We start from the raw sequence: 26588 nt of genomic DNA, 5'->3' as shown, positions 1-26588 counted from the left end.
CTGGTTCGTCATTCCTGGCCGCGTTCGGCGCGCATGATCATCTCGTCGATTTCGGTCTCATCCATGGCGGGCTCGCCGGCAATGCGATGGGACTCATCGGCCCAAGCGCCCAGGTCGAGCAGTTTGCAACGTTTTGAGCAGAATGGTCGATGCATGTTGTCCTCTACCCAAGCTACCGTTTTGCGACACTGAGGGCAGGCGACTTCCAAAGGGCGAGAAGCGTGTTCTTGGGTCATATGGGTCTCGTGCGGATTAAGAGTTGCGTCAGCATGCCCAATCGTCGCGGCCAAGGCAATTCAGCTTGACTGAGCCTTCCTCAAGGGACGTGCTCAAGAGGCCTCGCGAAGACGGCGATATAGGCGATCGAGTCTGGTGACCTGGTGAGCTAGGTCATCGCTATCCCCGCTGTTGTCGATAACGTCATCGGCTTTCGCAAGCCGTTTTTGCCTGGGCATCTGAGCCGCTACTATCGCGCGGGCCTGCTCTTCATCAACGCTGTCGCGGTTGGCGGTTCGGCTGATTTGCAGGGCTTCGGGAATATCGATCACCAAGCAGCGGTCAACCAGTCTATGCTGATCCGATTCGAATAATAGCGGGGACACCAGCAGGTGATAGGGGGCGTCCGTTGCCGCCATGCGCGCTAGGTGTGCTTCCAGGCGTTGCCGAATTCGCGGATGGGTGACCGACTCCAGCCATCGCCGCTCGGCTTCATCGCTGAAGACAATGCTGCGCAACGCGCGGCGATCCAGGTGACCATCGGCGGTTAGTACACCTGGGCCGAAGTGATTGGCGATATCGTCAAGGGCGGGCTCGCCCGGTTCGACGACTTCGCGTGCCACATCATCGGCATCGACCCAGTCGATGCCGTGGGCCGCGAAGGCTCGTGCAACGGTCGACTTGCCAGAGCCGACGCCACCGGTAACACCGATCGTAAGGCTCATGATATCAGGCCCAGATAGGCGGCTTGCAGTGGCGCCCCGGCCAGCAGGGCAATCCAGCCGGCCATGGCCAGGAAGGGGCCGAAGGGCATGGGAGCGCCACGCAGTCGTGGAACGGCGATCTGGATGAGGATGCCAATGATGGCGCCCACCCCAGCCGATAGTATCAGCACCATGGGTAGGGTCTGCCAGCCTAGCCAGGCGCCCAGCGCGGCCAGCAGCTTGAAGTCGCCATAGCCCATGCCCTCTTTGCCAGTGATGAGCTTGAAGAGCCAGTAAAAGCTCCATAGAGAAAGATAGCCGGCCATGGCGCCAATGACCGCCGAGGTCAGCATGAGTGGTTGAAACATCAACTGGTAGCCAAGCCCGGCCCATAGCAGAGGAAGGGTGATGATGTCGGGGAGCAGCTGAGTGCGAAAGTCGATCACTGCTAAAGTGAGCAAGGCCAGGCAAGCGCCTATCAGGAAAAGGCTCTGAAGGCTGGCGCCGTGGATGGCGATGACGGCCACTACCAGCGCCATTCCAGCAAGCTCAATCATCGGGTATTGCAGGCTAATCGGTTGCTTGCAGCTCGCGCATTTTCCCCGCCGCTTCAGGAAGCCGAGCAGGGGGATATTGTCGTGCCAGCTGATGGGAGCGTTACAGGCTGGACACTGCGAGGCTGGGGTCATCAGGTTGAAACTGGCCGGAGATTCTTCTTCGAGCTCCAGTGCTTCGCGGGCTTCCGCTCGCCAGCCTTGCATTAACATCACCGGCAGCCGAGTGACCACGACATTCAGGAAACTGCCCAAGCATAGACCGAGGGCAACGGTCAGCGGCCAGAGTAGGAGAGGGGGAAGATCGGCAAGCAAGGGGGGCTCCTAGGCTTTGCATGTTCAGGAAAAATGAGCATTGTGCCTGTTCTGGGCAGGCCCGTGGTGGCGATGGGCCTGCCAGCGTTTGGCTAGATGACGCTGCCCAGCTCGAAGATTGGCAGATACATTGACACAACGAGGCCGCCGACCAGAACACCGAGCACGACGATAATGAATGGCTCGAGCAGCGAGGTCAGGGCATCGACCTTGTTGTCGACTTCCTCCTCGTAGTACTCCGCCACCCGACTGAGCATGGCATCCAGCGAACCTGCTTCCTCGCCTATGCCCACCATCTGCACGGCGAGCGCCGGAAATTGCTCGGTCAGCCGCATGGCGAAGTGGAGCTGCTGCCCGGCCGAGACATCATCGCGCACCTGGAGTACGGCACGTTCATAAACCTTGTTGCCGGAGGCACCAGCGGCAGTCTCGAGCGCCTCGACCAACGGGACACCGGCACCGAAGGTGGTGGCGAGTGTGCTGGAGTACCGCGACACCGATGATTTGTCGAGAATGTCGCCGATCACCGGTATCTTCAGCGCCAAGGCATGCATCCGATAGGTAAAGGCATCGGAGCGTCGCATGCCCTGGCGAATCAGTATGATACTCGCAACAACCAGACCGATTCCCCAAAGCCAGTATTGCTGGGCGAATTCTGACAGGGCGATGGTCATGCGTGTCATTGCCGGGAGTTCTGCACCAAAGCCCTGAAAGAGGCTCTCGAACTGCGGAACCACTTTGATCAGCAGTAGTGCGGTCACGCCAATACCTACCGAGATGACAGCGACGGGATAATAGAGCGCTTTCTTGACGCGCCCCTTGAGCGACTCGATCTTCTCTTTGTAGCTGGCCACCTTCTCAAGCATATGATCGAGCGAGCCCGATTGTTCGCCTGCTTCGATCATGTTGGTAAATAGGCGGTCGAAGTATTTTGGGTGCCTGCGCAGAGCGTCGGAAAAGCTGGTGCCTGACGCGATGTCGTTCATCAAATCCTGGACCAGGGCGCTCATGGTTGGGTTCTTGAGGCTTTCCGCTACCACGGAGAAAGCCTGCAGCATTGGCACGCCTGCCTTGATCATGGTGGCCAACTGGCGAGCGAAGATCATGATATCGCGCGACTTGATCTTGCTCACTCCAATGCCAAAGCTGCTTTTGCGGCGTATGCTCTTGACGAGAATGTTCTGGCTAGTAAGTTGCTGCTCTACCTCATGCTTCTCTTTGGCAGCGATCTCTCCTGACACCCGCCGGCCGCCGGGGCCCTTGCCCGACCATTTCCAGCGTTGCAGCTTTGCTGACTTTTGTTGCTTGGGCTGTCGCGCCATGGGCGTTCCTCTAAGATGATGATAGGCCCGTTTGGGTCATGATCGACAACGATGTGGCGTCGGTTCAGTCCCGAATAATACGGTTGATCTCTTCAAGGCTGGTCATCCCTTGCATGACCTTGAATAGGCCACTTCGGCGCAGATCCGGGTGGCCTTCACGCCGTGCCTGCTCGTCCAACTCCAAGGCGTTGCCATTGCGCATAATCAGCTGGCTGATGGCGTCGCTGATCGGCACCACTTCATAGATGCCGACGCGTCCCTTGTAGCCAAGCGTGCAATGACGGCAGCCGACCGGGTGATAGATGGTCGCCTGCTGGATTTCGTCTTCATTGAAACCTTCTTCTCGAAGCACTTCTACCGGGAGGGTCACCGGTTCCTTGCAGTGCTGGCAAAGCCGACGTGCCAAGCGTTGGGCGATGATCAGGGACACTGAGCTTGCGATGTTGAAGGGTGCGATTCCCATATTCGACAAGCGTGTCAGGGTCTCTGCGGCCGAGTTGGTGTGCACGGTGGATAGCACCAAATGGCCGGTCTGAGACGCCTTGACGGCAATCTCTGCCGTCTCGAGATCACGAATCTCGCCGACCATGACCACATCCGGATCCTGGCGCAGGAAGGCGCGAAGGGCGCTGGCGAAGGTCAGGCCGATCTTTGGCAGCACGTTGACCTGATTGACGCCGGGTACCTTGATCTCGACGGGATCTTCGGCGGTAGAGATGTTGCGCTCACCGTTGTTGATGATGTTGATACCGGTGTACAGCGATACCGTTTTACCGCTGCCGGTAGGGCCGGTGACCAAAATCATGCCTTGAGGCTCGGAGAGCGCCTGCTCATATAGCTTTCGCTGGGGTGGTGTGAACCCCAGCGAGTCGATGCCCATCTGGGCGGTGGTGGGGTCGAGGATACGCAGCACCAACTTTTCGCCGAATACTGTGGGCAGGGAACTGACGCGAAAGTCGACCGAGCGCTGCTTGGAGAGCTTTAGTTTGACGGCGCCGTCCTGGGGTAGGCGCCGCTCGGAGATGTCCAGCCGTGACATGACTTTCAAGCGAGCAGCGATGCGGGTGCGCATGCCGAATGGAGGGCGTGCGGACTCCACCAGGATGCCATCGATGCGCATGCGAATCCGATAGCTGGATTCGTAGGGTTCGAAGTGGATATCCGAGGCCCCGCGACGAATCGCGTCCAACAGCACCTTGTTGACGAACTTGACCACCGGAGCATCGTCGCTGCCGGCGGTAATGGCCTGATCGTCTTCAGGATCGTATTCTTCGTACTCCAGTCCTTCCAGGCCGTCATTGGCGTCATCCAGGCCACCAAATATTTCGGCATTTTCATGGTGGCTGAGATAGCTCTCGAGTACCGGTCCCAACTGATCCACTGGGGCCAGCACGCCCTCGACCGTGAGGTTGGTGGCGAACTGAAGCTCGTCCAGCAAGGCCAGCGTCGAAGGATAGGGGACGGCCACGGTCAGGCGGTGCTCGCTACGGTAGAGAGGCATCACGCTCAGCTTGCGGAGAATTTTCTCCGGCATTTCCTGTGGCGGCGGCAGGCTATCCAGCCGCAGGGCGTCCAAATCCAGCAAGGGTAAACCATATTCCCAGGCCGCCGAGAGAGCCGCCTGCCGCGCCGGCACCAGGCCATTTTCCACCACATGGCGCATCAGCGAGATGCCTTCTTCTTCCGCTTCCTGCAAGGCACGCTGCGCGGCGGCTTCGGTCAAGTTACCGTCGACCACCAGGCGCTGAGCTAATCCCCGCAGCGATGAGGACATGCTGGCACCATTGGCTGGAAGGCCATGGTGGGCTTCTCCCCGCGACTGTGATTCCTGCATAGGCACTCCTGAAACAATCGCTTCGAATATGGTGACTATCATTCTATCTGGTTAGGCAAGCGTTAGGCAGTGTCAGCCCCTGCTGCACGACGCTAAGGGTCGGAATGCCGGAAAGTCGCCCATTTCAGCGCCTTGCCGTTGTCATCTGTCTAGCTTAGTGTGATGCGTAGAAACGCGCTGGTGGAAGCTACCCTTGGGGGTAATTAAGCATTAGCGCACTCAGAAATGCTGATGCCACGCAACGAAATCGCTAGTATCATGCTGTTCAGCCAGGCAAGCCAGCCGACTGAAACGTATGGATCGGCAACGTCGCCCTAACGGGCAGTCATGCAAGGGGGAAGGTATGAGGAAACAAGGTATGAAACACATCAAGGGAATGCAGTCAGGGCAGGGCGGTTTTACTCTGATCGAGCTGCTGATCGTTGTGGCGATTATCGGGGTGTTGGCGGCCGTGGCTATACCCAGGTATCAGGATTATGTAACTCGGTCTGAGGTGACTTCAGCATTTGCGACTGTCAGGGGTACACAAACACAAGCTGAAGTGGCAATTCAAAATGGCGATGATTTGTCATTGTCAGGTTCGGATGCAGGGTTCATTGGTATTGGCGCTAATGCTGCTGGAACTTTGGGTACTATCAGTGTACAAGACACTACAGATGGAGATGGTGCAGCACAAAATGCATATGTAAGGTTCACGTTCGATGGGGATGATGCAAGTTCCAATATTTCAGATGACTACATCCAGATTGAACGTCAAGATGACGGATGGACTTGCGTTACCGATGTCGATGATGCATTTAGGCCTGATGGTTGCACGAGTGTTTGATTTTTGAATATCTATGTGTAGTTGAAAGTGGTGGCTAATTTATTTTTGGCCACCACTTTTACTTTTTCTTGAGTGTTTTTTTTACGGTGTTAATCTGGCTTTTTCAATTTTTTACCATTGGGTATAGTTGGATGGTTGTTGGATCGAACCTGCTGGTTTACTGCATGATGGTTGAAAGAGCCTAGTAGAGTTTTCTGGTGTGGATTTAAACCCTGTCCGGTTTTTGAGCGTTCGTTGGTCAGGTGTTTTTTTAGCTGGAGCGTTAGCCCCTGGTGCTGGGCATATAAGATTCTACTTGATCTCTTCCGCCGGCCTTTGCTCGGTACAGCGCTTCGTCGGCCTGTGCGTAGAGAGTGTCAAAGTCGTAGTCATCCTGATGGTGAGTCGTCGTCAGGCCAATGCTGACCGTCAAGGGAATGGTATCTTCCCTATGGGTGATTATCATGCTTCTGCTGCCTCTTAGCAGCCTTTCGCAGAGCTCGTTGGCGCCTCGTGAGTCAGTGTTTGGCATCAGTAAGCAGAATTCTTCGCCTCCGATCCGTGCCAAGATGTCCGAGTCCCTTGCGCTTTGTTTTAGTTGTAGGGCGACTTGTTTAAGAACCTTGTCGCCGAAGGGGTGACCGTACTGATCATTGATACGTTTGAAATGATCAATATCTATAATGGCGAGACTAACGGGTTCGTCTGATCGCCTAGCAAGCGTCAAGATATGCTTTGCTCTGTTCATGGCAGCTCTGCGATTCTCTAGGCCAGTCAGTTCATCCGTTATCGACAGGTGTTCGAGTTCATTTTGCTGGCCAAGAATCTTTTCTATGGCGACTAGCAGTCCGAATATGACTACTAGCACCAAAGTGCCCAAGGCCATGATGATCTTTGTCATCACCGACATGATGTGCTGCTGCTCGGTGGCGCCACGGATCATAAGCGCATGAAGTTCGCTGTAGATGTAGGCCAAGCTGTTATCGATGTCCTCAGTGAGATCAAGTAGGGAGGGAACTTGTTCGGGTTGCTCAAGCGCGTTGTCTGCTATGTTTTGGGCTTTGCGGAGTAAAGTATCAAGGTGAGAAAACTCCACCATGATATGACCTAAATCCTCTTCCGTCAGGCTGCTTCGTAGAAGGTACTGTTCGATGGTGACCTGACGGCTATTGATAACCCATAGCGCTTGGAGAATCTGTCGTTGATGCAGGGCCTCTGGGTGGTCAAGCAAGTTGAGGGTGGACTGCCGTAGAGAGTCGCCGTCGTGTTGGGCTCTCACTATCTCGCTGGAAAAAGCGATGTAGTCGGCATCCATCTGCTGCCTAGCGTAGCTGTCATAAAACTTGATGGCGATTACCGCCACCGTTGACAGAATCAGGAAGCCGATACCAATCAGCAGGCGGCGACGCGAGAAAACCAAAGCGTAGTTGGCCGTGGATGCTGCCATGGCGTTTAGCTCGCGTTGATTCTGGTCAGGGCCCATATCCACTTGTCATAGGGGACTTTTCCATCAAGCACCGCTTGCTCGTCAGCTGGCACTATCAGCATCAGTGGGCCAAGCTGGCTCCGGGGTACAGGGGCGTCGTCGAAGCGGGTGACGACCAGGTAGTCCTTTTCCTCGAGATGTTTTTGGTCGAGAAAAACGGAATAATTATCGACAGCGGTTAGCCGAAGGCGTGTTGCCTCTTCCATATCGTAGGCTGAGAGCAAATCTATGAGGCGTACACCACTGTAAGTGCCTTCGGGACCCTCGGGATGTTGTAGCGTTGCATCATATAGTGGCAGGCGCTCGATGCTAGCCAGCGAAAGCTGCTCCTGGCGTTTTGAGGTCTGCAGGGTGAGAATCGGCGTGGTGTCTTGGGAGGGGACGAGCACGCTTGGCGTTAACTCTGCGGCCTGCAGGCTGGAGCTGAGCAGCAGGCCCATCAGCAGGCCCGCCCCCCAGCGCGCCTTGCCGACAGGGCATCCGCTTGTCTCTTTGGTCGTTGCTTCTGATGTGGCTGTGGGGTCGATCCAGGACAGAAATTCGCTGAACATCATCATGATTTTCCCTGCGTAGCCGCCGCCGTGCATCTTAATAGTTGATGTCGATGGCTTGTATCGTTATTGGAAGCGGTGATCATTCATGTGGCCCGGTGAGGCATCACCGCTTTGTTACCAAGGGTAACTCTAGACGAGGGGCATGCATGTGTGAACAGGAAAAAGCCACACTGAAGCTTTGATGAGCCATATAGATGCGTGGATCGCGTCAGCATCGCCTTATGACGATTCAGTACATGGCCTGTTCTTCGCCGACGATTTCCTTGAGTAGCTCCAGGTAGAGCTTGTCGGCCTCGGAGTGTTCGCTGGGATCTTCGGGGATATGCACGCTGGTGGTGTCGGAAATGTCGTTGGCGATACGGGCCATGATGGTAGCGTCCGAGCCTTCCGCCAGGTGCTTGCGAGCCACTACCAGAGACTGTTCGAGGATCTGTGGGTCCTGCAGCAACTTCTTTATGAATCCGCGTAGTTCGTTGATAACGCGTGTTTTCTGTATCTCGGATGCGGACATGTCATGTTCCTCACGATGAAAAGGTACCCGGCAGAACGCCAGAGCGGTGATGGCGTGACCATAGCATATTGACTGCCGTTTCTGTGAGGCTGCAATTGTTCCTGCTCGCCAGCGAAGGCCCTGAGTTTCGGAAGATCCTCGAACCCCGTATCTGTGAATGCTGGAACAGGCCTGCAATCCGACCAGTATTGACATGATGGATGAGCAGATGGGGTGATAGCGGTGGACAGCTCAAATGTTGACGCCTTGGCAGAGAGCTTGAATCGTTATCAAGTAGCGATGAAAGGATGCACAGGCGATGTATATGAGGGCGGTATGCAGTCGCAAGCGTAATGCCAATGAAGGGCGTGTGGTCCAACAGCGGACTTCTTGACAGCCTCGGCGCCAACTTCCAACGGCATGCGACAGTCCAATGGCTCCAACGGCCGATTATCAGGTCCTCATGCCAGGTCGCATGCCGACTAGTCATGTGATTCTTGGTCTGCGGAATTGACCGCCGTTCCCGTCACGCCATCCATGCCAAGCTCTATAAGCACTCGGTGCTCCTCTGGGGTGGATACGCCCTCGGCGATCGCCAGGATGCCCAATGAGTGACTGAGGGTGGCCATTCCACGAAGCAGGGTTTGCTGGGCCGGCTGATGATCAACGCCTCTAGTAAGCGAGGTATCGAATTTCAAGTAGCTAAGGCCACTGTCCTGAAGATCGGCTAGGTGAGTAAATTGCTGGCCGACGTGTTCGAGGCCAATGCGGCATTCGAAACGGCGCAGGTCATGGCAAAGTGACTTGAAGTCCTCCATATGGTGGATGGCAACCGATTCGGGTAGCTCCAGCCATAAACGTTTTGCCTCGCGAGGGTAGGCCCTCAGCAGTTCGATCAATCGCTGCCGGAAACCGGTACTCGAAATGGCCCTTGAAGAGAGGTTGAGTGCCAGAGGTGTCTCTGATTTTTCTAGGCAATGGAGAGCGCTGGTGATGCTGGCAAGATCCAGTGCGTCATCCATCCCGAACCGGGAGATCCAGCCAAGATAAACGCCTGCTGGTCGCCACTCGCCTGCCAGCCATAGCCGTGACGGGCATTCGTCGTGTAACAAGTTACCATTGGCATCCATGACCGGGTAACTAGCCAACTGGACGCCATGAGCCAGTGCAGTCTCCAGGGCGCTTCTCCATTCGGCATGGGTGCTAAACAGTAAGTGGTTCGCTTTCTGGTCGGCCACCCATACCGTCCTTCCGCCACGACGCTCAGCCTTGGCGAGCTCACCGTCAAGTCGACTCAGCAGAACATCACGGGATTCGTGTCGTGAGATGTCCACAATGCCGATGGGCAGGTTGAGGAGCACAGGTTGTCGATCGGCAATCGGGTGCAGGCGCCGCTTGAGCTGGTCCGCCACATCATCAGATGACAGGTCATTGGGTACCAGCAGCGCAAAATCACTGCCATTGAGTCGGCCTGCCTGGCTTCCTGGATACTCCAGGGCAAACTGATGGAGTGTGGTGGCCAAGTCATGGAGGAGGCGGTCGGTCTCGGGGCGCCCCATTCCTTCATTCAGGCCTTCGAGGTCGGTCACGCGCACTAGTGCCAAGCAGCCATGATGGAGTTCTTCGTCGCTTTCCAGCATGTATTCAAGGCGTGTCATGAAGTATGCACGGTTGGCAATGCCAGTGGTTTCATCCTGTTGCAACTTGCGCCTTAATTCTTCGAGCTGAGCGCTTTCCCGGGTCAGCATCTGGCGCACGCTACCAGATAGTCTGTTCATGGCCATGACAAGGTCGCGAAGCTCTCGCGTCTTTGGCTCTGGTGAGGTTGTGAAGCGCCGGTTGCCAATGTCGTTGGCCTGGGCAATCACAGCTGAGAGCGGGCGGCGGACCTGCAGGACAAGCAGCCAGGCGATCAGCATGCTGATCAGGGCGGCGAAGGCGAACCAGGTAACCAGTTGCTGGCTACTCCGCCAGAGAGAGCGGTAGGCATAGCTATGCTGACTCTGCAGTGTCAGCGTGCCGTACTGACGCCAGTTGTCTTGAACGACAGCGTTGCCGGCGGGCACGGTGATGCGCGCCAGATTGACGAACCAGGCCGGTACGTCGCCGATGAAGGGGGATGCTTCACGGCGCAGAATGAGGTTGCCCTGGGGGTCACGTAACTCGATGCGCTGATAGTGACCGGTATCGAACTGGGCGGACAGCAAGAGCTCGATGTTGACGGGGTCTTTATCGAGCTGACTCATGGACAAGGCGAGGGCATTGGCATTGTCCTCGTTTTTGATGCGTACTTCCTGCTCGATGTAATGCCGACTGGTCGATAAGCCCACGATCAAACTGCCGCCGAATGCCAGCAACAATACGACTGCAATGGAGAGCCATAGCTTTGTGATCAGAGACATTCCGTGGCCCCTCCGTGCCGCCCATGGGCGGTGCTGTCTATCATCATAGGAAACCTTGCTCCTGCATTCTGGCCAGCACGTTACGCCAGCGCGATAGCCGCTGGACGGGATCGGCACGCGAGCGGCTGGAGCCGCCTGCCCAAAGGCCGTTGCTATTGAAACTGAACACGGGGGTGAGATCGATCCGCTCGCTAGCCGGTTGGATAGTCTCCACTAGGTTGTCCAATACCTGCGGTTCTGCCCCGGGAAGCTGGTAATAGCCCAACACCATGTGTGCTTGCGAAAGCCCACCACGCCCAATGCTCGCGCGCACGTAGATCAGTCGTAGCCGCTCGATAGGAATACCTAGCTGCATCAGGGTGATGTACTTGGCGATGGTAAAGTCCTCGCAGTCGCCATCACCCTTTCCCAGCGTTTCCAGCGGCGTTGCCCAGTAATCTTCTTGCTGCCAGATGGCCCGGTCATCCAGCCAGCGAATTCGTTGGTTGAAGAAGTCGTTGACGCCCCTTAGCTGTGCGGCGATACCCAGTGGTTGCAGGCGGTCAATCAAAGCCAGCCAGTCGTTCAGGGCGGCCGTGCCCTCGGCGCCGAAGCGAGACTGCATAACCTGGCGTAAACGTGCGGGGTCGGGGGCCGCGGCGACCTGCGGCGACAGGCCCAGGCAGGCACCCGCCAATAAACTTCCCAACCCCATCAACAACTGACGTCTCTGACGGCGAAAGGTGGGGCTGGCAAGTGGTCGAGCCATCGACGATTTCCTGCCCGAAGGGCCTGTAGGAGAGGTTTTTAAGCCAAGGCGAATATATCAGGCCCTGCCTGGCCCCTGCCAAATACGTAACCGGCCGAGCCAGGGTAAGCTGGCAGCGTGTTTACGCAGACTATCGGCCGCCTCGTCGAGGTTAACCTCGGGCTGCAATGGCTGGACGTAGAGGGACACGTCGATGTGCTGATCCAGATAATGCAAATCCAGTGTCAGCCTGGATTCCCAGGCGGCGAGTCCGCACCAGGCCTTGGTGAGTTCGGCCTCCACTTCCTCACGTAGCGGCAGCGCATGAAGACAGCTTTGCGGTGGTGCGTACTGATCGTCTTCGGGGTCAATGTGGAACGTCACATCGCTGAGGTCGGGAAATGACTGATGCAATTGCCGGCAGACCTCATTACCGACTTCGTGGGCTTCAGAGACGGTGACGCGCGGGTTCACCACCAGGTGCAGGTCGAGCAATATCTGGCCACCGACGGTGCGCGTGCGCAGGTCGTGCACCCCGCGAACACCCGGGACCTGTGCGGCGGTTTCTCGCATGCGTTGCTGGTCGGAGGCGGGGAGCGCGGTGTCGATCAGTTCTTGGCTCGCTTCCCACAAGAGCGAGCCGCCTATCTTGCCGACCATGACGGCGACCACGACAGCCGCTGCGCCATCCAACCAGCCGGCCCCGAACTGAGCGCCAATCAGGCCAACCAGCACCACCACGGTAGATAGCGCATCGGAGCGCGAGTGCCAGGCATTGGCCTCGAGAAGTTTGGAGCCTACCTGCTTGGCGATCTTCATCGTGTAACGGTAGATCCACTCCTTGGCGAGTAGCGCCACTACGGCGATGCCGATGGCCCAAGGCCCTGGCGCCAGAACCGGAGTGCCGCTGAAAAGTCGCTCAAGACTGGCCCAGGCGATGGCGCCGGCAACGAAGATCAAGATGCTGCCCAGCCACAGCGTCGCCAGCGTTTCGATGCGGCCATGGCCATAGGGGTGACCGCTATCGGGCGCTTGACGACCGAAGTGGGTGGCCCCGATCACGAAGATGTCGGTGAGGATGTCCGAGAAGGAATGAATACCATCGGCCACCAGGGCCGCCGAGCCGACCATTAGCCCCGCCACCAGCTTGAGCATGCCCACCACGAAGTCGATGCCTGCACCAATCAGGGTGACCCGGTGTGCGGCCCGGGTGTCGGCAGCGTGACGGTCGGCCGGGTGGTTGACCGTGTTATTGACAGCGTGATCGCCAGTCGAGGTGGGGGGCTGAGCCATGGGGATTACCTCAAACGGGTGGCCCATCGCGATGGAGCCGGTGGCTGAGAGTGTGGTCGAAAGTGTGGCCTAGAGTGTGGCTTAGGGTGTGGCAAAGAGTGTAGCTGAGAACGCGGTCGTGCCCGGCATTGGGCGGTGCCTGGGCAGTGGGCACCGCCCAGGCGATAGGGCGTAGGCGGGCCCTATCGTGCGGGCTTGTCGTAGCTAGAGTCGACCGGCGCGGTTGAGTACCGGGTTGGCGTATTGGGCAAGCCACCAGTCACGTAGGTGAGTGGGAACCTCTGCCAGTCGGGCATGAAAACGCTGGCGATCAATGTCGGTGACCTCGGTCAGGTCGACGAGATCTGGCGCCAGTCCGCTGGCTTCGAGGGCCAGTTGGTGACTCGGGAAGAGATGATAGCCTTTCATGACTTGCTGATCGATCTCTTGGGCAACTGCCTCAGGACTTTCAAAATCCGCTGACAGTGGCGTGCCGAAGGTCAGCTTGATGCGTCCCTTGGCGCCGGTGATGCCGGCGACGATGGAGCGAATGTCCTCGAACTCGATCTTCTGGTAAGCGCCCTCGGTATGCATGGCATAGAGCTCACGGGCCTTTTGCAGGTCGCAGGGGTCATACTCGTAGCTGATCGACACGGGCACCATGCGCAGCTCGCGGATGATATCGCCAAGCTTTGCCTGTTTGTCGGCCTGGCGTCCAGACATGGTCAGCATCTTGATGATCGCCGGGTCGGCACGGTCGATACCGTCCTTGGCGCGGCCTTCTCGCTGTGCCATCCAGATTGAATGATTATCCTCGCCAATCGAATGGCGAATATAGCTTGAGAGTTGCTGATAAGCCGCCAGCATGGCGCGCTTGCCCTTGGCCGAGCGCGGCACGATGAAGCTTTTATTGAGGCGCATCAGGTCTGACACATAGGGCTTCTGCAGCAGATTGTCGCCGATAGCGATACGCACCGTGCTGCGGCCAGCCTGATAGAGCGCGTAGTTGACGAAGGCCGGGTCGAGGGCGATATCGCGATGATTGCCGATGAACAGATAGGCCTGGTCATGCTCCAGGCGATCAAGGCCTTCCACTTCGAATGTATCGGTCGTGGTGCGGATCATGCGCTGCATGTAGCTGGCGATGCGCATCTGAAAATCATAAACGCTATTTACCCCCCGCATTTCGCGGCGGATGGCGAAGCTGGCGATGGTGCGTGCCAAGCGTGGCGCTAGCCGGGCGAGCCTTGGCAGTTTGAACTGGGTTAGGGCATCGAGCAGCTCGGCATTATTGGCCAGCCGTACGATGACCTCGGCCACCTCGTCGTCCTTGTAGGGACGAATATCGGCGAAGGGATCTTTTGTTGTGGCGGAATCTGTGGTCACGATGAAGAAATCACGAGGTTGAAGACTAAAAAGAGGTCATTAGGGCCGATCATGGACTGGGCGCGGCAGCATGGGCTTCGCCGTCCAACCAGCCGACCAGGCGTTCCACGACGTCGGCCAGCGTCTGCGCCATCAGCACGAAGTCGGCTTCCATTCGCAGTATGGCGTCGTCACCGTCATTGGCCTGGCTGGCCTCATCGAGCAGCGCATCGGAAAAACGCAGAGACTTGAGCGCCAGGTCATCGTGCAAGACCAGTGACAGCTGCCCCTCTACCTCGATGGCTAGCTTGTGGGCTTGGCGTCCGCCTTCGAGCAGGGTTTGAATCTCTTCGCTGTCCAGATCCACGGCCCGGGCTCGCAGCACGCCATCATCTCCCTGAGCCTTGAGCTCGACCTGGTCGCCGAGTATCAGCCCGGTCGGGCGAGTATCCGCTTCCTTGAGCCAGGCCGTCATGGCACGAATTGGCAAGGCCTGGGTGGCAAGCGGTGTGACCTTGAGGCTGCCCAGTGTCTGGCGCAGAAGATCGAGAATTTCCTCGGCACGGGCACGACTGCTGGCGTTGACGGCGATCAGGTCGCGGCGGGTGTCCCACCACAGGTCTATCTTCTGGCTCTTGATGAAGGCGCGTGGCAGCAGCTCCTCGTAGACCTGTTCCTTGATCGTCTGCTTTTCCTTGCGCGGCAGCGGGCGGCCCTCGGCGGCCTCGCGGTCGGCACAGCGTTCCTCGACTTCCTCGCGCACCACGCTTGCTGGCAACACGCGCTCCTGGCGAAGTGCCGACAGCAGGCGATGGCCCTGGATCTCATGGAGGTGGCGCTCGCTGGCGCGTCCGCCCGGTGTGCGCCAGCCCAAACGTGTGGCTTCGCTACCCCCTAGTGGGCGGAAAGCCTGTTCGGCGAGCTGGTCGTCCAGGTCGTCGTGGGCGATCTGCGGGGCTTCATGCAGGCGATAGAGATGCAGGTGCTTGAACCACATGGCAAGTCTCTGACAAAAAAGGAGCAACATTATGGCCAAAGGGGGCCTTCGGTGCCAGCGCTGGGCCGGCGGCGCGCATTTCTTTAGAGCCTAGGCGCGCGTTACTGCCAGGCCTCAGACGCTGGGCGGTGCGTCAAGCGGGAAGTCGCGCAGCTCGGGGTCTTCACCTGTCTCGAAGCGGATATCCCAGCCTTGATCGGGCTGCCAGTCGCCCAGCACGATGCGCTTGGCTGGCTGGCCATCGAGCGTGAGGTCATGAACGTCCGGACGGTGCGTATGGCCGTGGATCAAAAGGGCAGTGTTATGCGCCTGCATGGCCTCGACCACTTCCTCCGGCGTGACATCCATGATGTCTTCGGCCTTGTTGGAGTTGGCGTCGCCCGATTGTTCACGGATCTGCTTGGCCAGCGCCAGTCGTTCGGGAATCGACATGGCCAGGATCTGCGCCTGCCACTGCGGGTCGCGGGCCTGGGCACGAAACGCCATATAGGCCTCGTCCCGGGTGCAGAGGCTGTCGCCGTGCATCAGCAGGACCGGCTCGCCGTCGTTGTCGAGCTTGGTAGGATCGTCGAGCAGGGTGGCGCCGCAGGTATCGGCGAAGCGCTTGCCGATCAGGAAGTCGCGATTGCCGTGCATCAGATAGATCGCCGTGCCGGCGCTGCTCAGGGCGTAAAGCGCCGTCGCGACGCGCTTTACGAGGCTGGCGTTGCCGCTGGGTTCAGACTCCGGCAAGTCGAGAATGTCATCGCCGACCCAGGCTTCGAAGAAATCGCCGAGGATGTACAGCGCGTCCGCCTTGCTGGCTGTCTGCTCCAGATAGGCAAAAAATCCATCGGTGATCGCGGGGGCGCCTGGGTGCAGGTGCAGGTCGGAAATCAGCAGAGTCGTCATGGCGAGCCTGTTTATGTAAATGCGGTTCGTTTTCGATCCGCCTGGCTGGATCGATACGACGGGCCAATCCAATCGGCCAATAAAACGAGAGACGCCCGCACGAACGCGGGCGTGTCCTTCCTGGGGACGACTCTCAGGCGTCGCCTTGAGCGTCATCCTTGATATAGGCGCGCTGAATCACCACGTCGTCGGCGGGTACGTCGGCGTGCATGCCGCGGCGAGTGGTGGGTACCGCACGAATCTTGTCGACCACGTCCATACCGTCGACCACCTTGCCGAACACGCAGTAGCCCCAGCCCTGCAGGTTCTTGCCGCTATGGTCGAGGAAATCGTTGTCGGCGATGTTGATGAAGAACTGGGCGGTGGCGGAATGCGGATCCTGGGTGCGCGCCATGGCCAGGGTGCCCTTGCGGTTCTTCAGGCCGTTGTCTGCTTCGTTCTCGATCGGTGCGCGAGTGGGTTTCTGATTGAAATCGGTATCGAAACCACCGCCCTGAACCATGAATCCGTCGATGACGCGGTGGAAGAGGGTGTCGTCATAGTGCCCGTCGGTCACGTACTGCTGGAAGTTCTCGGCGGTCTTGGGCGCCTTGTCGAAATCGAGCTCAATGGTGATATCGCCGTAATTGGTCTGGAGAACAATCATGTCAGTTTCCCGGAAGTCTTGGTGGGCGCCTTGGCGTTGCGCATCTGCGTCGCGCTATAATAGCTGTTTTGCATCGACGCGCGAAGTCGGCATCCGCCATCCGTCCATGTCAGTTTGGATGGGTGAGAGGGCCGGCCTGTCGCCAGCGTACTCCATCAAGAGGTTCCTAGACGCCCCATGAGCAATGACAGCACCAGCGCCCCGAACTTCATTCGCAATCAGATCAGCGAAGAGATCGAGGCTGGCAAGGTCGACAAGATCGTTACCCGTTTTCCGCCGGAGCCCAATGGCTTCCTGCATATCGGCCATGCCAAGTCGATCTGCTTGAACTTCGGCCTGGCAGAGCAGTTTGGCGGCGACTGTCACCTGCGCTTCGATGACACCAACCCGGCCAAGGAAGAGCAGGCCTACATCGATGCCATCAAGGAAGACCTGCATTGGATGGGCTTCGAATGGGCCGGCGGCGTGCGCTATGCATCCGATTACTTCGATCAGCTCTATGCCTGGGCGCAGCATTTGATTCGCGAAGGCAAGGCCTATGTCGACGACCTGTCGCCGGACGAGATCCGCGAGTATCGCGGCACCCTGACAGAGGCCGGTCGGCCCAGCCCCTATCGCGAGCGCAGCGCCGATGAGAGCCTCGATCTGCTCGAGCGCATGAAACAGGGCGAGTTCGCCGAGAGCGAGAAGGTGCTGCGCGCCAAGATCGATATGGCGTCACCCAACATCAATCTGCGCGACCCGATTCTTTACCGCATTCGCCATGCCAGCCACCACCAGACCGGCGAAAAGTGGAAGATCTACCCGTCTTACGACTTTGCTCACGGCCAGTCGGACGCCATCGAAGGCGTGACCCACTCGATCTGCACACTGGAGTTCGAGGATCACCGCCCGCTCTACGAATGGTTCCTCGACAACCTGCCGGTACCGGCCAAGCCGCGGCAGATCGAATTCGCACGCCTCAATCTGAATTACACCCTTACCTCCAAGCGCAAACTCAAGCTGCTGGTGGATCAGGGTATCGTCGATGGCTGGGACGACCCACGCCTGCCGACGATTTCCGGCATGCGCCGCCGCGGCTATACACCGGCATCGATTCGCAAGTTCTGCGACATGATCGGCGTGACCCGTGCCGACGGCGGCCTGGTCGAGATTGGCATGCTTTATCACGCCATTCGTTCGGACCTCGAAGACAATGCGCCGCGCGCCATGTGCGTGATGAAACCGCTCAAGGTGGTGTTGACCAACGTGCCCGACGATCACGACGAGGTGTTCGAGGTCTCCGGCCATCCGGCCCGTGATGACATGGGCACCCGCAAGCTGCCGTTCTCGCGCGAGATCTGGATCGACCAGGACGACTTCATGGAGGAGCCGCCGAAGAAGTTCTTCCGCCTGGCGCCCGAAAAGGAAGTGCGGCTACGCAACGGCTATGTGATCCGCTGCGATGAGGTGATCAAGGACGATGCGGGTGAGATCAGCGAGCTGCGCTGCTCGGTGGATTTCGAGACTCTCGGCAAGAACCCGGAGGGCCGCAAGGTCAAGGGCGTCATCCACTGGGTCAGCGCCGAGCACGGCGTGCCGGTCGAGGTGCGTCAGTACGACAACCTCTTCCAGGTCGAGCAACCCGACAAGGACAAGGAAACCGACTTCCTGGAGCACCTGAATCCAGAGTCGCTGGTGACCGTCCAGGGTATCGCCGAGCCCTCGATTCGTGACGCCGCTCCCGAGTCGCGCTATCAGTTCGAGCGGGTCGGTTATTTCTGCGCCGACCGTCATGCCTGCGCCGACGGCAAGCTGGTATTCAACCGCACCGTGGGATTGAAGGATGGTTGGGCCAAGGCACAGAAGAAGGGCTGATATGCAGATTTACAACACCCTGACGCGCCGCAAGGAGCCGCTTTCCCCGATCGAACCCGGCAAGCTTGGCATGTACGTCTGCGGCATTACCGTCTATGACTACTGCCATATCGGGCATGCCCGGGTGATGGTGGCCTTCGATGTCATTACGCGCTACCTGCGTTCGCGGGGCTACGCCGTCAATTACGTGCGCAATATCACGGATATCGACGACAAGATCCTCAAGCGTGCCGAGGAGAACGGCGAAGCGATCGGCGCGCTCACCGAGCGCATGATCAGCGCCATGCACGAGGACGAGGACCGTCTCAAGGTGCTGCGTCCGGATCACGAACCGCGCGCTACCCGCCATATCGATGACATCGTTGCGATGATCGAGACGCTGATCGCCAAGGGCTTTGCCTACGCCGCCGACAATGGCGATGTCTACTACCGGGTTCGCAAGTTTGCCGACTATGGCAAGCTCAACAACCGCGACCCGGATGAGATGCGCTCCGGTGCACGTATCGATGTGGGTGAGCATAAGGAAGACCCGCTGGACTTCGTGCTGTGGAAGGCCGCCAAGCCGGGCGAGGCCAGTTGGCCCTCGCCCTGGGGTGAAGGGCGGCCCGGTTGGCACATCGAGTGCTCGGCCATGTCGACTTGCTGCCTGGGCGATACCTTCGATATTCACGGCGGTGGGCCGGACCTGACCTTCCCGCACCATGAGAATGAGATCGCCCAGAGCGAGGCGGCGACGGGTCAGCACTACGTGAATACCTGGATGCATGCCGGCGCGGTGCGGGTCGACAGCGAGAAGATGTCCAAGTCGTTGGGCAACTTCTTCACTATCCGCGAGGTGCTCGAGGTGCATGATGCGGAAGTAGTGCGCTACCTGCTGGTGGCCAGCCACTACCGCAGCCCTATCAACTATGCGCCGGACGCTCTGGATGACGCTCGCCGCTCGCTGGAGCGCTTCTACAACGCCCTGAACGGCGTCGAGGCGGCCGAAGGTCAGGTAGAGGCCCGCTTTGATGCGCGCTTTACAGCGGCCATGGACGACGACTTCAATACCCCCGAGGCCCTGGCGGCGCTCTTCGATCTGGCCCGTGAGCTGAACGTGGCCAAGAAAGAGGCTCCCGAGACTGCCCCGGCGCTGGCCTTCGAACTCAAGCGCCTGGGTGAGGTGCTGGGGCTCTTCGATCAGGACCCAGCGGCCTTCCTGCAGGCGGGCGCCACGGCGCTTGCCATTGGCGAGGACGAGATCGAGGCGCGCATTGCGGCGCGTGCAGCGGCGAAGAAGGCCAAAGACTTCGCCGAGGCCGATCGCATCCGCGAGGAGCTCACGGCGCTGGGTATCACTCTCAAGGATTCCCGCGAGGGTACGACCTGGGTCGTCGATCGCGACTAAGTCGTGGTTAAGTCGTGACTAAGTCGTGACTAAGGCGATGCCCGGCCTTCACTCGTTTCAGCGAGTGAAGGCCACCGGGGCAGGCGGCAGTGGCAGTCTGCGCGGCCAGTCGTCGCCGACCACAAACAGCCGATGCCACCTGTCATCCTCATCCTGGAGGACCAGGGGCAGCGGGGCGGCTCCGGTGGCGAAGCGCTTCGCCAGATAGGCGTCGACTTCCTTGAGTGGCCGGAGTTGCTCGGGTAGCGGCGGCGCCAGCCAGTGAGGCTTGTGCAGCCAGGCTCCTCGTGTGTCCGCCGTTAGGCCGGCGCGAAAGGCTGGCCAGTCATGCCAGGCGAGCCAATGGCCGCGCAGGTGCTCATGGGTGGCTTCGACGGGCGGCGGGAGTGAGGGTTGATCCGCGTCGCGCCGCCAGGGATAGAAGAGCACGCCAGGCATCGCCATGCGCTGCCCCAGTCGTATCTCTTCATGCTCTGTGGCATTGAGCCCGCTCGGCATATCGCTGGTGAACGCATTGACGGCGAGACGCGCTTCCGGGGTGTCGATCAGCGGCAGTTGGTGGTGGAAGAGGTGGCTTCGCTTGCCAGCCAGACTGTCCGCGCATCCGGGCCCCACCCAACGCGCCTGGTCAGTGGCTTCGCCGGGGCCCTCGGTGAGGCCCAGATAGAACTTGATCGCGACTTCCAGATGGATCGGCTGCTGGCGCCCCGCTTGCCGGTAGACCATATCCAACTCACCCAGGGTGCGCCGTTCTCGCATCACCGCCAGGTTGTGGGCCAACAGCCGGGTATTGGGTGAGCTCTCGAGCAGGAACTGCCAGAGCCGTTCGTGATAGTGCCCCAGGCGTGCGTTCATGGCGCCGCCTACCCAGTCTTCTAGTGCCTGAGGAGCAGCTTCCAGCCGATCCAGGTAATCTCGCCAGCCACCGTTTGACAGCCCCAATTCATCAAGCCCCGGCCGCCCAGGGCAGGGCATGCGCAGCAAGTCCGCGATCAAACACAGCCAGCCCAGGTCCCGCACCAGCGGGTGGCGCCAAGTGTTCAGCATGCCGTCGGGGTTTACTACACTGTCGTCGTCCATCGATTCCTCAAGCCAGGACAGGCGTTTAGCGTTGATGTCATGCCGGCCTATCCATCCTGACATTGTAACGTCAGTTCCTTATACTGCCTGAATACTTGCATACCACTGGGGTAGGGGCGATGAAGCGGACATTGACATGGATAGCGGCATTGGCAACCAGTGCCATGGTCGGGCAGGCACAGGCGGCCGCCCCAGTGGTGGTTTCCTCGAAGATCGATACCGAGGGCTCGGTGCTCGGAGAATTGATCATGCAGTCGCTGGAAGCCGGCGGCATCGAGACGGAAAACCGTTTGCAGCTTGGCGGAACCAGCATCGTACGTCAGGCGATCATCGCCGGCGAAATCGATATCTACCCCGAGTACACCGGTAACGGTGCCTTTTTCTTCGACATGGCAGACAGCCCGGTATGGAAGAAGGCCGCCGAGGCGCATGCCAAGGTCAGTGAGCTGGATCGCCAGGCCAATGGCTTGGTGTGGCTGACCCCCGCCGAGGCCAATAATACCTGGGCAATGAGCGTGCGCGGTGATCTGGCCCGGGAGCATGACCTCGAGTCCCTCGAGGATCTATCGACGTATCTTGCTCAAGGAGGGGAGTTCAAGTTCGCCGCCAGCGCTGAATTCGTCGAATCCGAGGCGGCCTTGCCGGCATTCGAGGAAGCCTATGACTTCGACCTCGACTCCGACCAGTTGGTGGTGCTCTCCGGCGGTAACACCGCCGCCACCCTGCGCGCCGCCGCACTGCAAACCAATGGTGTCAATGCCGCCATGGCCTATGGCACCGATGGTGGCCTGAATGCGCTGGACCTTCGCGTGCTCAAGGACACCCTGGGTGTACAGCCGGTCTATCAGCCGGCCCCTGTGGTGCGCCAAGAGGTGCTCGATGACTATCCGCAGATTCCCGAACTGCTCTCGCCGGTGTTCGAGGCGCTGGATCTCGAGACGCTACAGCGCCTGAACGGTGAAGTCGCCGTCAACGGCGCCGACCCGGCCAAGGTCGCGGCGAACTTCCTCGACCAGCTTGAGCAATAAGCATTTCTGGGCGGGCTCTCGCAAGCGTGTCGGCTTCTTCTGCCGTGTCACAGCCGCATTCGGCGTCCCCTAACCGGGTGCTGCTGGCCCTGATGCCGGTAGCACTTGCGGCGCTTGGGTGGCTGGATATCGCCAGCGTTCAGCCCAATCGCATCGTGCCGGGGCAGGGCATGAATCTATGGGCGATCATGGGGCCTGCCGGTGTGCTGCTGGCCTTACTGCCGCTGGCAGTCGGCGGCCTTGCCTGGCGGGCGACGACGCTCAGAATGCGCTGGGCCCTATGCCTGGTCGTGCTGGCCATGCTCGCTCTACCCTTTGGGCTGGCCGCTTTCTGCCGTGCTTTTATCGACCCCGATGCGCCCTACGCCCGAGTGGGGTTGGCGGCGGGGTTCTGGGTGCTGCTGTTCGTGTTTATGCTGGCGCTGATCGAGTTCAAGGCGAGCCTGCGGCTGCCGCGGGGCAGTTGGTGGGGGCTTGGTGCCCTGATGCTCGGGGCCTGGAGCCTGTCGCTTGCCAGCGGGGCGCTGGATAAGCTGGCCCTGATGCAGGAATATCTGGGGCGAAGCGACAAGTTTAGCGAAGCGCTTGTGTACCACAGTCTGTTGGTGACCTCGGCGGTAGGGCTTAGCCTGGTCATGGGGTTTGCCCTGGCGCTGGCCATGCGCCGCTGGCCGCTCCTCGAGCGAGGCATCAACGGGGTTCTGAGCCTGATTCAAACCATTCCGAGTCTTGCACTGTTCGGTCTGCTGCTGGCGCCGCTGGCCTGGCTCGCCGATCGCTATGAATGGCTGTCCGCGCTTGGCGTACAGGGCATCGGCGCGGCCCCTGCACTGATCGCCCTGGTGGGGTACAGCCTGCTACCCATGACGCGCAATACCTTTGTGGCACTGGGTGATGTCGACACCGGGATTATCGAATCGGCCCGGGGCATGGGCATGAGCCCAAGCCAGATATTCCTCCAGGTGCGCTTGCCGCTGGCACTGCCGGTCATGATCGAGGGCGTGCGCATTACCAGCATCCAGGCGATTGGCCTGGCGGCAGTCGCGGCGCTGATCGGTGCCGGGGGGCTGGGTACCTTCGTCTTCCAGGGCCTGGGACAGGCCGCCATGGATTTGGTGCTGCTGGGTGCCTTGCCGATCATCGCCATGGCCGTGATCGTCGATGGCCTGCTGACTGCTTTGGCCGGCGCCCTGCGACAAGGAGTTCGTCATGACTGATCAGGTGCGTATCGCGCTGCTGAATGTTTCCAAACGCTTCGGTGAGGACACCGCCGTTGACGGCCTATCGCTTGCCATCGCGCCTGGAGAACTCTGTGTGCTGGTGGGCACCTCGGGCTGTGGCAAGTCCACCACGCTACGCATGATCAACCGTCTCATCGAGCACAGTGACGGTCAGATTCACATCGACGGTCAGCCGATTCGCGAGATCAATGAGCAGGCGCTGCGCCGACGCATCGGCTATGCCATCCAGAGTACCGGGCTATTCCCGCATTGGACGGTAGCCCGCAACATCGGCCTGGTGCCACGGCTGCTGAAATGGCCTGCCGAGCGTATCCAGAAGCGGACCCGCGAGCTGATGCAACTTTTGGGGCTCAGTGAAACCGAGTTCGCCGGTAAGTATCCCCATCAGCTCTCGGGCGGTCAGGCGCAGCGGGTCGGCGTGGCCCGGGCCCTGGCCGCCGACCCGGACATCCTGCTGATGGACGAACCCTTCGGCGCACTGGATCCCATCACCCGAGAGTCCTTGCAGGACGAGCTGCTCAGACTGCAGGCGCGGTTGCACAAGACCATTGTTTTCGTCACCCACGACATGGAAGAGGCGATGAAGCTCGCTGATCGCATCGTGGTCATGGATGGCGGGAAGGTCGTGCAGCAGGGTAGCCCTCAGGACTTGCTGACGGCGCCGGAGAATGCGTTCGTGGAATCGCTGCTGGGCGGGCGTGATCGAGGCCTCAAGCAGGCGGGGCTGATACCTGTGCGAGACGTGATGCACCCGACCGGTGCGCGTCGCCAGACCACGGCGGCGGCCGTGAGTGCAGATGACGACTTGCGTGGTGCCTTGTCGTTGATGCTTTTGCACCGCCTTTCCAGTCTGACCGTGGTGGATGAGCGGGATCGCACCGTAGGCACTCTGGGGGTCGATGACATCATGCATCGCAAGAACCTGCTTCCTGCCGCCTCGGCCAAGCCCGCTAACCAGTCCTCCAACCAGTCTTCCAATCAAGCCTACAACCAGCCTGCTTCTAGCAGTGATGACGGCGATGCGGTCGAAGATAAGGCCAAGGTTGAGGATGGCGCCGAACAAACGTCACCATCCCAGGACCGGGGGCCTCGGCATGAGGAATGATCCCGCTATCCTGAGCGATTCTGACCTGTTGACCTGGCGACATTGGTCGGCGCCACTTGGCTGGTTCGCGGCGCTGGGCATGCTGCTTGTCGCCATGCCGCACTTGGGGTCGCTGTTCGCGGCTCTCGACCCCGAGGCCCGTGAGCCCATCTATCGTCGTGATGCCTTCGTCGATCTGTTGGCCAATCACCTGCTGCTGGTGGCCGGGGCATCGTCCATTGCCATCCTGAGCGGGGTGAGTGCCGCGATCATGGTCACCCGGCCCTGGGGGCGCGATTTTCTGCCACTGGTCAGTCAGCTGGCCTCCATCGGTCAGACCTTTCCGCCGGTCGCGGTGCTGGCGCTCGCCGTGCCCTGGCTGGGCTTTGGCGGGCTACCGACGGTGGTGGCGCTAGTGCTCTACGGTCTACTGCCGGTCGTGCGCAATACCCTGGTCGGTATCGGCGAGGTGGATCCCGCCACCCGCGAGGCCGCTCGCGGCATGGGCATGTCGCCACGCCAGGTGCTCTGGCAGCTCGAGCTGCCGCTGGCCGCGCCGGTCATTCTGGCCGGTATCCGCACCTCGGTGACGGTGGGGATCGCCACCGCGGCGATCGGCTCGACCATCGGCGCCAAGACCCTGGGGGACCCGATCATCGCCGGCATCATCAATGGCAACACCGCCTACATCCTGCAGGGTGCGATCCTGATCGGCGTGCTGGCGCTTTCCATCGACAGCGTCTTTGCGCGCCTGTTGCCCTCGCGGCGCTGACTGTTTCCCTATCGAACTCTTATCTCGAGCCGCTTCCCCGCTTTTTCCCCATCGTATCTCAAGCTGTTTCGGTACCTCCTGCTCGTCCCTTGCTACTTGCTTGTAGCGGATGACGGACCATTTATGACGCCTGCGACCATGGTCTCAGGCACCGTGGCTATACAGCGCCCCATATCGGGCTCTATCTTACGTTAACGTAAACTTTAGGTGGCTGATGGTCACCAGCCGGTATGCCATCGCTTGGGTTTATGACTACCTTCTGAATAACCATGCCCTCACAAGGGGCGTGAGGCTTTTCACCATCACCCCAGGGAAGAGCATCATGACAACAACCACTTCCTCGCTCGTTCACTCCCCGACCTTTCTGAAGGGCGATGAGTTTTCGATCGATACCTTCGCCTTGCTCAAGCAGGACGGCAGCCTCTTTGAAGGGGCCGTGGCGCCCGATCTCGATCGCGACAAGGCGCTGCGCATCTACCACGCCATGGTCTTCACCCGCGTGCTCGACGAGCGCATGCTGGCCGCCCAGCGCCAAGGTCGGCTCTCTTTCTACATGCAGTGCACCGGTGAGGAGGCCGCAGTGATTGGCAGTGCCGCGGCCTTGGATGACCAAGACATGATCATGGCGCAGTACCGCGAACAGGGGGCGCTGGCCTATCGCGGCTTCAGCTGCGACGAATTCATGAACCAGATGTTCGGCAACGCGCGTGACTACGGCAAGGGACGCCAGATGCCGATCCACTATGGCTCGGCCGAGCTGCATTACATGACCATCTCCTCGCCGTTGGCGACACAGATTCCGCAGGCCACCGGCTATGCCTACGGGCAGAAGCTCGCGGGCGATGGCCACTGCACCATCACCTATTTTGGCGAGGGGGCCGCCTCGGAGGGCGACTTCCACGCGGCGTTGAACATGGCCACGGTGCACAAGGTCCCGGTGATCTTCTTCTGTCGCAACAACGGCTATGCGATCTCTACCCCGGCGGTCGAGCAATTCGCCGCCGATGGTGTCGCTCCCCGAGCCTTCGGCTACAAGATGCGAGTCATCCGGGTCGATGGCAACGATGTACTGGCGGTCTACCAGGCCACCATGGAGGCGCGTCGGCTGGCCGTGGAGCATAATCAGCCGGTATTGATCGAAGCCATGACCTATCGCCTGGCGGCCCATTCATCTTCCGATGATCCCTCGGGCTATCGCAGCAAGAAGGAAGAAGAGGCCTGGCGGGAAAAAGACCCGATCCTGCGGCTGCGTCGCTGGCTGGAATCGTGCCAGTGGTGGAACGATGAAGAAGAGAAGGCCCTGCAGGAGCGCCTGCGTCGTGAGGTACTGGAGACCATGAAGGTAGCCCAGAAGCGCCCGGCGCCGCCCCTGGAGAGCCTGGTCACCGATGTTTACGATACCCCCACGCCGCAGTTGAACGAGCAGCTTGCCAAGCTTCAAGCCCATATCCGGCTATATCCAGAGGCCTATCCCAAGAGTGCTGCTCAATGCTCGACCGAACCTTCGGCCCAGATGGCTAACTCATCGGGCACCGAGAACGGCCAGGGAGGGCACTGAG

At 59.7% G+C, this 26588-nt stretch carries 24 protein-coding genes; 8 read left to right on the top strand and 16 right to left on the bottom strand.

Features of this window, described 5'->3' with window-relative positions:
• Window positions 1-8: 8 nt before the first annotated feature.
• The 5 genes from yacG to pilB all read right to left on the bottom strand — a co-directional run bounded on the left by yacG (window position 9) and on the right by pilB (window position 4945).
• Complete coding sequence (gene yacG, locus HUS66_RS12360) at window positions 9-236, bottom strand: DNA gyrase inhibitor YacG (protein WP_175071214.1); 228 nt, start codon at window positions 234-236, stop codon at window positions 9-11.
• Window positions 237-329: 93 nt separating this feature from the next.
• The gene (coaE, locus tag HUS66_RS12355; protein WP_175071213.1) at window positions 330-941 is read right to left on the bottom strand and encodes a dephospho-CoA kinase; all 612 of its coding nucleotides are present in this window, start codon (window positions 939-941) and stop codon (window positions 330-332) included.
• Complete coding sequence (locus HUS66_RS12350) at window positions 938-1789, bottom strand: prepilin peptidase (RefSeq protein WP_175071212.1); 852 nt, start codon at window positions 1787-1789, stop codon at window positions 938-940. The genes coaE and HUS66_RS12350 overlap by 4 nt, the downstream gene beginning before the upstream one ends.
• 92 nt (window positions 1790-1881) lie before the next feature.
• A complete protein-coding gene (locus tag HUS66_RS12345) occupies window positions 1882-3111 on the bottom strand; it encodes a type II secretion system F family protein (RefSeq protein WP_175071211.1) in 1230 nt (409 codons plus the stop codon).
• Between the two features lie 64 nt (window positions 3112-3175).
• Window positions 3176-4945 (bottom strand): type IV-A pilus assembly ATPase PilB, encoded by a 1770-nt coding sequence (gene pilB / locus HUS66_RS12340; protein WP_175071210.1) that lies wholly within the window; start codon window positions 4943-4945, stop codon window positions 3176-3178.
• Between the two features lie 358 nt (window positions 4946-5303).
• On the opposite strand from pilB, the gene HUS66_RS17975 reads away from it, so the two are divergent.
• Window positions 5304-5771: a pilin gene (locus HUS66_RS17975; RefSeq protein ID WP_282847285.1), complete on the top strand. Its 468-nt coding sequence runs from the start codon at window positions 5304-5306 to the stop codon at window positions 5769-5771.
• Window positions 5772-6033: 262 nt separating this feature from the next.
• Here HUS66_RS17975 and HUS66_RS12330 read toward each other — a convergent pair whose 3' ends face one another.
• The 10 genes from HUS66_RS12330 to HUS66_RS12285 all read right to left on the bottom strand — a co-directional run bounded on the left by HUS66_RS12330 (window position 6034) and on the right by HUS66_RS12285 (window position 16580).
• The gene (locus HUS66_RS12330; protein WP_175071209.1) at window positions 6034-7197 is read right to left on the bottom strand and encodes a GGDEF domain-containing protein; all 1164 of its coding nucleotides are present in this window, start codon (window positions 7195-7197) and stop codon (window positions 6034-6036) included.
• Window positions 7198-7202: 5 nt separating this feature from the next.
• The gene (locus HUS66_RS12325) at window positions 7203-7793 is read right to left on the bottom strand and encodes a hypothetical protein (RefSeq protein ID WP_175071208.1); all 591 of its coding nucleotides are present in this window, start codon (window positions 7791-7793) and stop codon (window positions 7203-7205) included.
• Window positions 7794-8019: 226 nt separating this feature from the next.
• Window positions 8020-8301, bottom strand: a complete 282-nt coding sequence (locus tag HUS66_RS12320) for a hypothetical protein (protein WP_175071207.1) — start codon at window positions 8299-8301, stop codon at window positions 8020-8022.
• A gap of 461 nt (window positions 8302-8762) precedes the next feature.
• Entirely contained in the window at window positions 8763-10682 is a 1920-nt protein-coding gene (locus HUS66_RS12315; RefSeq protein ID WP_175071206.1) for a bifunctional diguanylate cyclase/phosphodiesterase, read from the bottom strand.
• Window positions 10683-10725: 43 nt separating this feature from the next.
• Entirely contained in the window at window positions 10726-11430 is a 705-nt protein-coding gene (locus HUS66_RS12310; protein ID WP_175071205.1) for a transglutaminase-like cysteine peptidase, read from the bottom strand.
• A gap of 57 nt (window positions 11431-11487) precedes the next feature.
• Window positions 11488-12702, bottom strand: coding sequence for a cation diffusion facilitator family transporter (locus HUS66_RS12305; RefSeq protein ID WP_175071204.1), 1215 nt, complete (start codon window positions 12700-12702; stop codon window positions 11488-11490).
• 204 nt (window positions 12703-12906) lie between these two features.
• The gene (locus HUS66_RS12300; RefSeq protein WP_282847282.1) at window positions 12907-14067 is read right to left on the bottom strand and encodes a 1-acyl-sn-glycerol-3-phosphate acyltransferase; all 1161 of its coding nucleotides are present in this window, start codon (window positions 14065-14067) and stop codon (window positions 12907-12909) included.
• 49 nt (window positions 14068-14116) lie between these two features.
• Entirely contained in the window at window positions 14117-15043 is a 927-nt protein-coding gene (locus HUS66_RS12295) for a recombination-associated protein RdgC (protein ID WP_175071203.1), read from the bottom strand.
• 114 nt (window positions 15044-15157) lie between these two features.
• Window positions 15158-15934 (bottom strand): UDP-2,3-diacylglucosamine diphosphatase, encoded by a 777-nt coding sequence (locus HUS66_RS12290; RefSeq protein WP_175071202.1) that lies wholly within the window; start codon window positions 15932-15934, stop codon window positions 15158-15160.
• Between the two features lie 133 nt (window positions 15935-16067).
• Window positions 16068-16580 (bottom strand): peptidylprolyl isomerase, encoded by a 513-nt coding sequence (locus HUS66_RS12285; protein WP_175071201.1) that lies wholly within the window; start codon window positions 16578-16580, stop codon window positions 16068-16070.
• Between the two features lie 177 nt (window positions 16581-16757).
• Here HUS66_RS12285 and HUS66_RS12280 point away from each other — a divergent pair, with 177 nt between their 5' ends.
• Together HUS66_RS12280 and cysS are read left to right on the top strand one after the other, a co-directional pair.
• Window positions 16758-18437 carry a glutamine--tRNA ligase/YqeY domain fusion protein gene (locus tag HUS66_RS12280; protein ID WP_175071200.1) on the top strand — a complete coding sequence of 560 codons (1680 nt, stop codon included), beginning with the start codon at window positions 16758-16760 and terminating at the stop codon, window positions 18435-18437.
• A 1-nt stretch (window position 18438) separates the two neighbouring features.
• Window positions 18439-19824: a cysteine--tRNA ligase gene (gene cysS / locus HUS66_RS12275; RefSeq protein ID WP_175071199.1), complete on the top strand. Its 1386-nt coding sequence runs from the start codon at window positions 18439-18441 to the stop codon at window positions 19822-19824.
• A gap of 57 nt (window positions 19825-19881) precedes the next feature.
• Here cysS and HUS66_RS12270 read toward each other — a convergent pair whose 3' ends face one another.
• Complete coding sequence (locus HUS66_RS12270) at window positions 19882-20967, bottom strand: DUF1853 family protein (protein WP_254628811.1); 1086 nt, start codon at window positions 20965-20967, stop codon at window positions 19882-19884.
• 56 nt (window positions 20968-21023) lie between these two features.
• On the opposite strand from HUS66_RS12270, the gene osmF reads away from it, so the two are divergent.
• From osmF to HUS66_RS12245, 5 genes are all read left to right on the top strand, one after another.
• Complete coding sequence (osmF, locus tag HUS66_RS12265; RefSeq protein ID WP_175071198.1) at window positions 21024-21932, top strand: glycine betaine ABC transporter substrate-binding protein OsmF; 909 nt, start codon at window positions 21024-21026, stop codon at window positions 21930-21932.
• A gap of 26 nt (window positions 21933-21958) precedes the next feature.
• The gene (locus HUS66_RS12260; RefSeq protein WP_340162760.1) at window positions 21959-23149 is read left to right on the top strand and encodes an ABC transporter permease; all 1191 of its coding nucleotides are present in this window, start codon (window positions 21959-21961) and stop codon (window positions 23147-23149) included.
• A complete protein-coding gene (locus HUS66_RS12255; RefSeq protein ID WP_175071197.1) occupies window positions 23142-24278 on the top strand; it encodes a betaine/proline/choline family ABC transporter ATP-binding protein in 1137 nt (378 codons plus the stop codon). Before HUS66_RS12260 ends, HUS66_RS12255 begins: the two co-directional genes overlap by 8 nt.
• Entirely contained in the window at window positions 24268-25029 is a 762-nt protein-coding gene (locus HUS66_RS12250; RefSeq protein WP_175071196.1) for an ABC transporter permease, read from the top strand. Before HUS66_RS12255 ends, HUS66_RS12250 begins: the two co-directional genes overlap by 11 nt.
• A 322-nt stretch (window positions 25030-25351) precedes the next feature.
• Window positions 25352-26587, top strand: coding sequence for a thiamine pyrophosphate-dependent dehydrogenase E1 component subunit alpha (locus HUS66_RS12245; protein WP_175071195.1), 1236 nt, complete (start codon window positions 25352-25354; stop codon window positions 26585-26587).
• Window position 26588 lies beyond the last annotated feature (1 nt).

Origin of the sequence: Onishia taeanensis (assembly GCF_013349955.1) — a bacterium.
GTDB classification, from domain to species: Bacteria; Pseudomonadota; Gammaproteobacteria; order Pseudomonadales; family Halomonadaceae; genus Onishia; species Onishia taeanensis_B.
Note: the sequence above shows the minus strand (reverse complement) of the source record. Positions and strands in the feature narration are given on the sequence as shown.

Bases quoted from the DNA above. Each gene is read 5' to 3' on its own strand.
- HUS66_RS12330 (WP_175071209.1), bottom strand. From the start codon at position 7,197: ATGGCAGCATCCACGGCCAACTACGCTTTGGTTTTCTCGCGTCGCCGC.
- HUS66_RS12325 (WP_175071208.1), bottom strand. From the start codon at position 7,793: ATGATGATGTTCAGCGAATTTCTGTCCTGGATCGACCCCACAGCCACA.
- HUS66_RS12345 (WP_175071211.1), bottom strand. From the start codon at position 3,111: ATGGCGCGACAGCCCAAGCAACAAAAGTCAGCAAAGCTGCAACGCTGG.
- osmF (WP_175071198.1), top strand. From the start codon at position 21,024: ATGAAGCGGACATTGACATGGATAGCGGCATTGGCAACCAGTGCCATG.
- yacG (WP_175071214.1), bottom strand. From the start codon at position 236: ATGACCCAAGAACACGCTTCTCGCCCTTTGGAAGTCGCCTGCCCTCAG.
- HUS66_RS12320 (WP_175071207.1), bottom strand. From the start codon at position 8,301: ATGTCCGCATCCGAGATACAGAAAACACGCGTTATCAACGAACTACGC.
- HUS66_RS12295 (WP_175071203.1), bottom strand. From the start codon at position 15,043: ATGTGGTTCAAGCACCTGCATCTCTATCGCCTGCATGAAGCCCCGCAG.
- HUS66_RS12305 (WP_175071204.1), bottom strand. From the start codon at position 12,702: ATGGCTCAGCCCCCCACCTCGACTGGCGATCACGCTGTCAATAACACG.
- HUS66_RS12310 (WP_175071205.1), bottom strand. From the start codon at position 11,430: ATGGCTCGACCACTTGCCAGCCCCACCTTTCGCCGTCAGAGACGTCAG.
- cysS (WP_175071199.1), top strand. From the start codon at position 18,439: ATGCAGATTTACAACACCCTGACGCGCCGCAAGGAGCCGCTTTCCCCG.
- HUS66_RS12270 (WP_254628811.1), bottom strand. From the start codon at position 20,967: ATGTCAGGATGGATAGGCCGGCATGACATCAACGCTAAACGCCTGTCC.
- pilB (WP_175071210.1), bottom strand. From the start codon at position 4,945: ATGCAGGAATCACAGTCGCGGGGAGAAGCCCACCATGGCCTTCCAGCC.
- HUS66_RS12250 (WP_175071196.1), top strand. From the start codon at position 24,268: ATGAGGAATGATCCCGCTATCCTGAGCGATTCTGACCTGTTGACCTGG.
- HUS66_RS12245 (WP_175071195.1), top strand. From the start codon at position 25,352: ATGACAACAACCACTTCCTCGCTCGTTCACTCCCCGACCTTTCTGAAG.
- HUS66_RS12285 (WP_175071201.1), bottom strand. From the start codon at position 16,580: ATGATTGTTCTCCAGACCAATTACGGCGATATCACCATTGAGCTCGAT.
- coaE (WP_175071213.1), bottom strand. From the start codon at position 941: ATGAGCCTTACGATCGGTGTTACCGGTGGCGTCGGCTCTGGCAAGTCG.
- HUS66_RS12280 (WP_175071200.1), top strand. From the start codon at position 16,758: ATGAGCAATGACAGCACCAGCGCCCCGAACTTCATTCGCAATCAGATC.
- HUS66_RS12315 (WP_175071206.1), bottom strand. From the start codon at position 10,682: ATGTCTCTGATCACAAAGCTATGGCTCTCCATTGCAGTCGTATTGTTG.
- HUS66_RS12255 (WP_175071197.1), top strand. From the start codon at position 23,142: ATGACTGATCAGGTGCGTATCGCGCTGCTGAATGTTTCCAAACGCTTC.
- HUS66_RS17975 (WP_282847285.1), top strand. From the start codon at position 5,304: ATGAAACACATCAAGGGAATGCAGTCAGGGCAGGGCGGTTTTACTCTG.
- HUS66_RS12290 (WP_175071202.1), bottom strand. From the start codon at position 15,934: ATGACGACTCTGCTGATTTCCGACCTGCACCTGCACCCAGGCGCCCCC.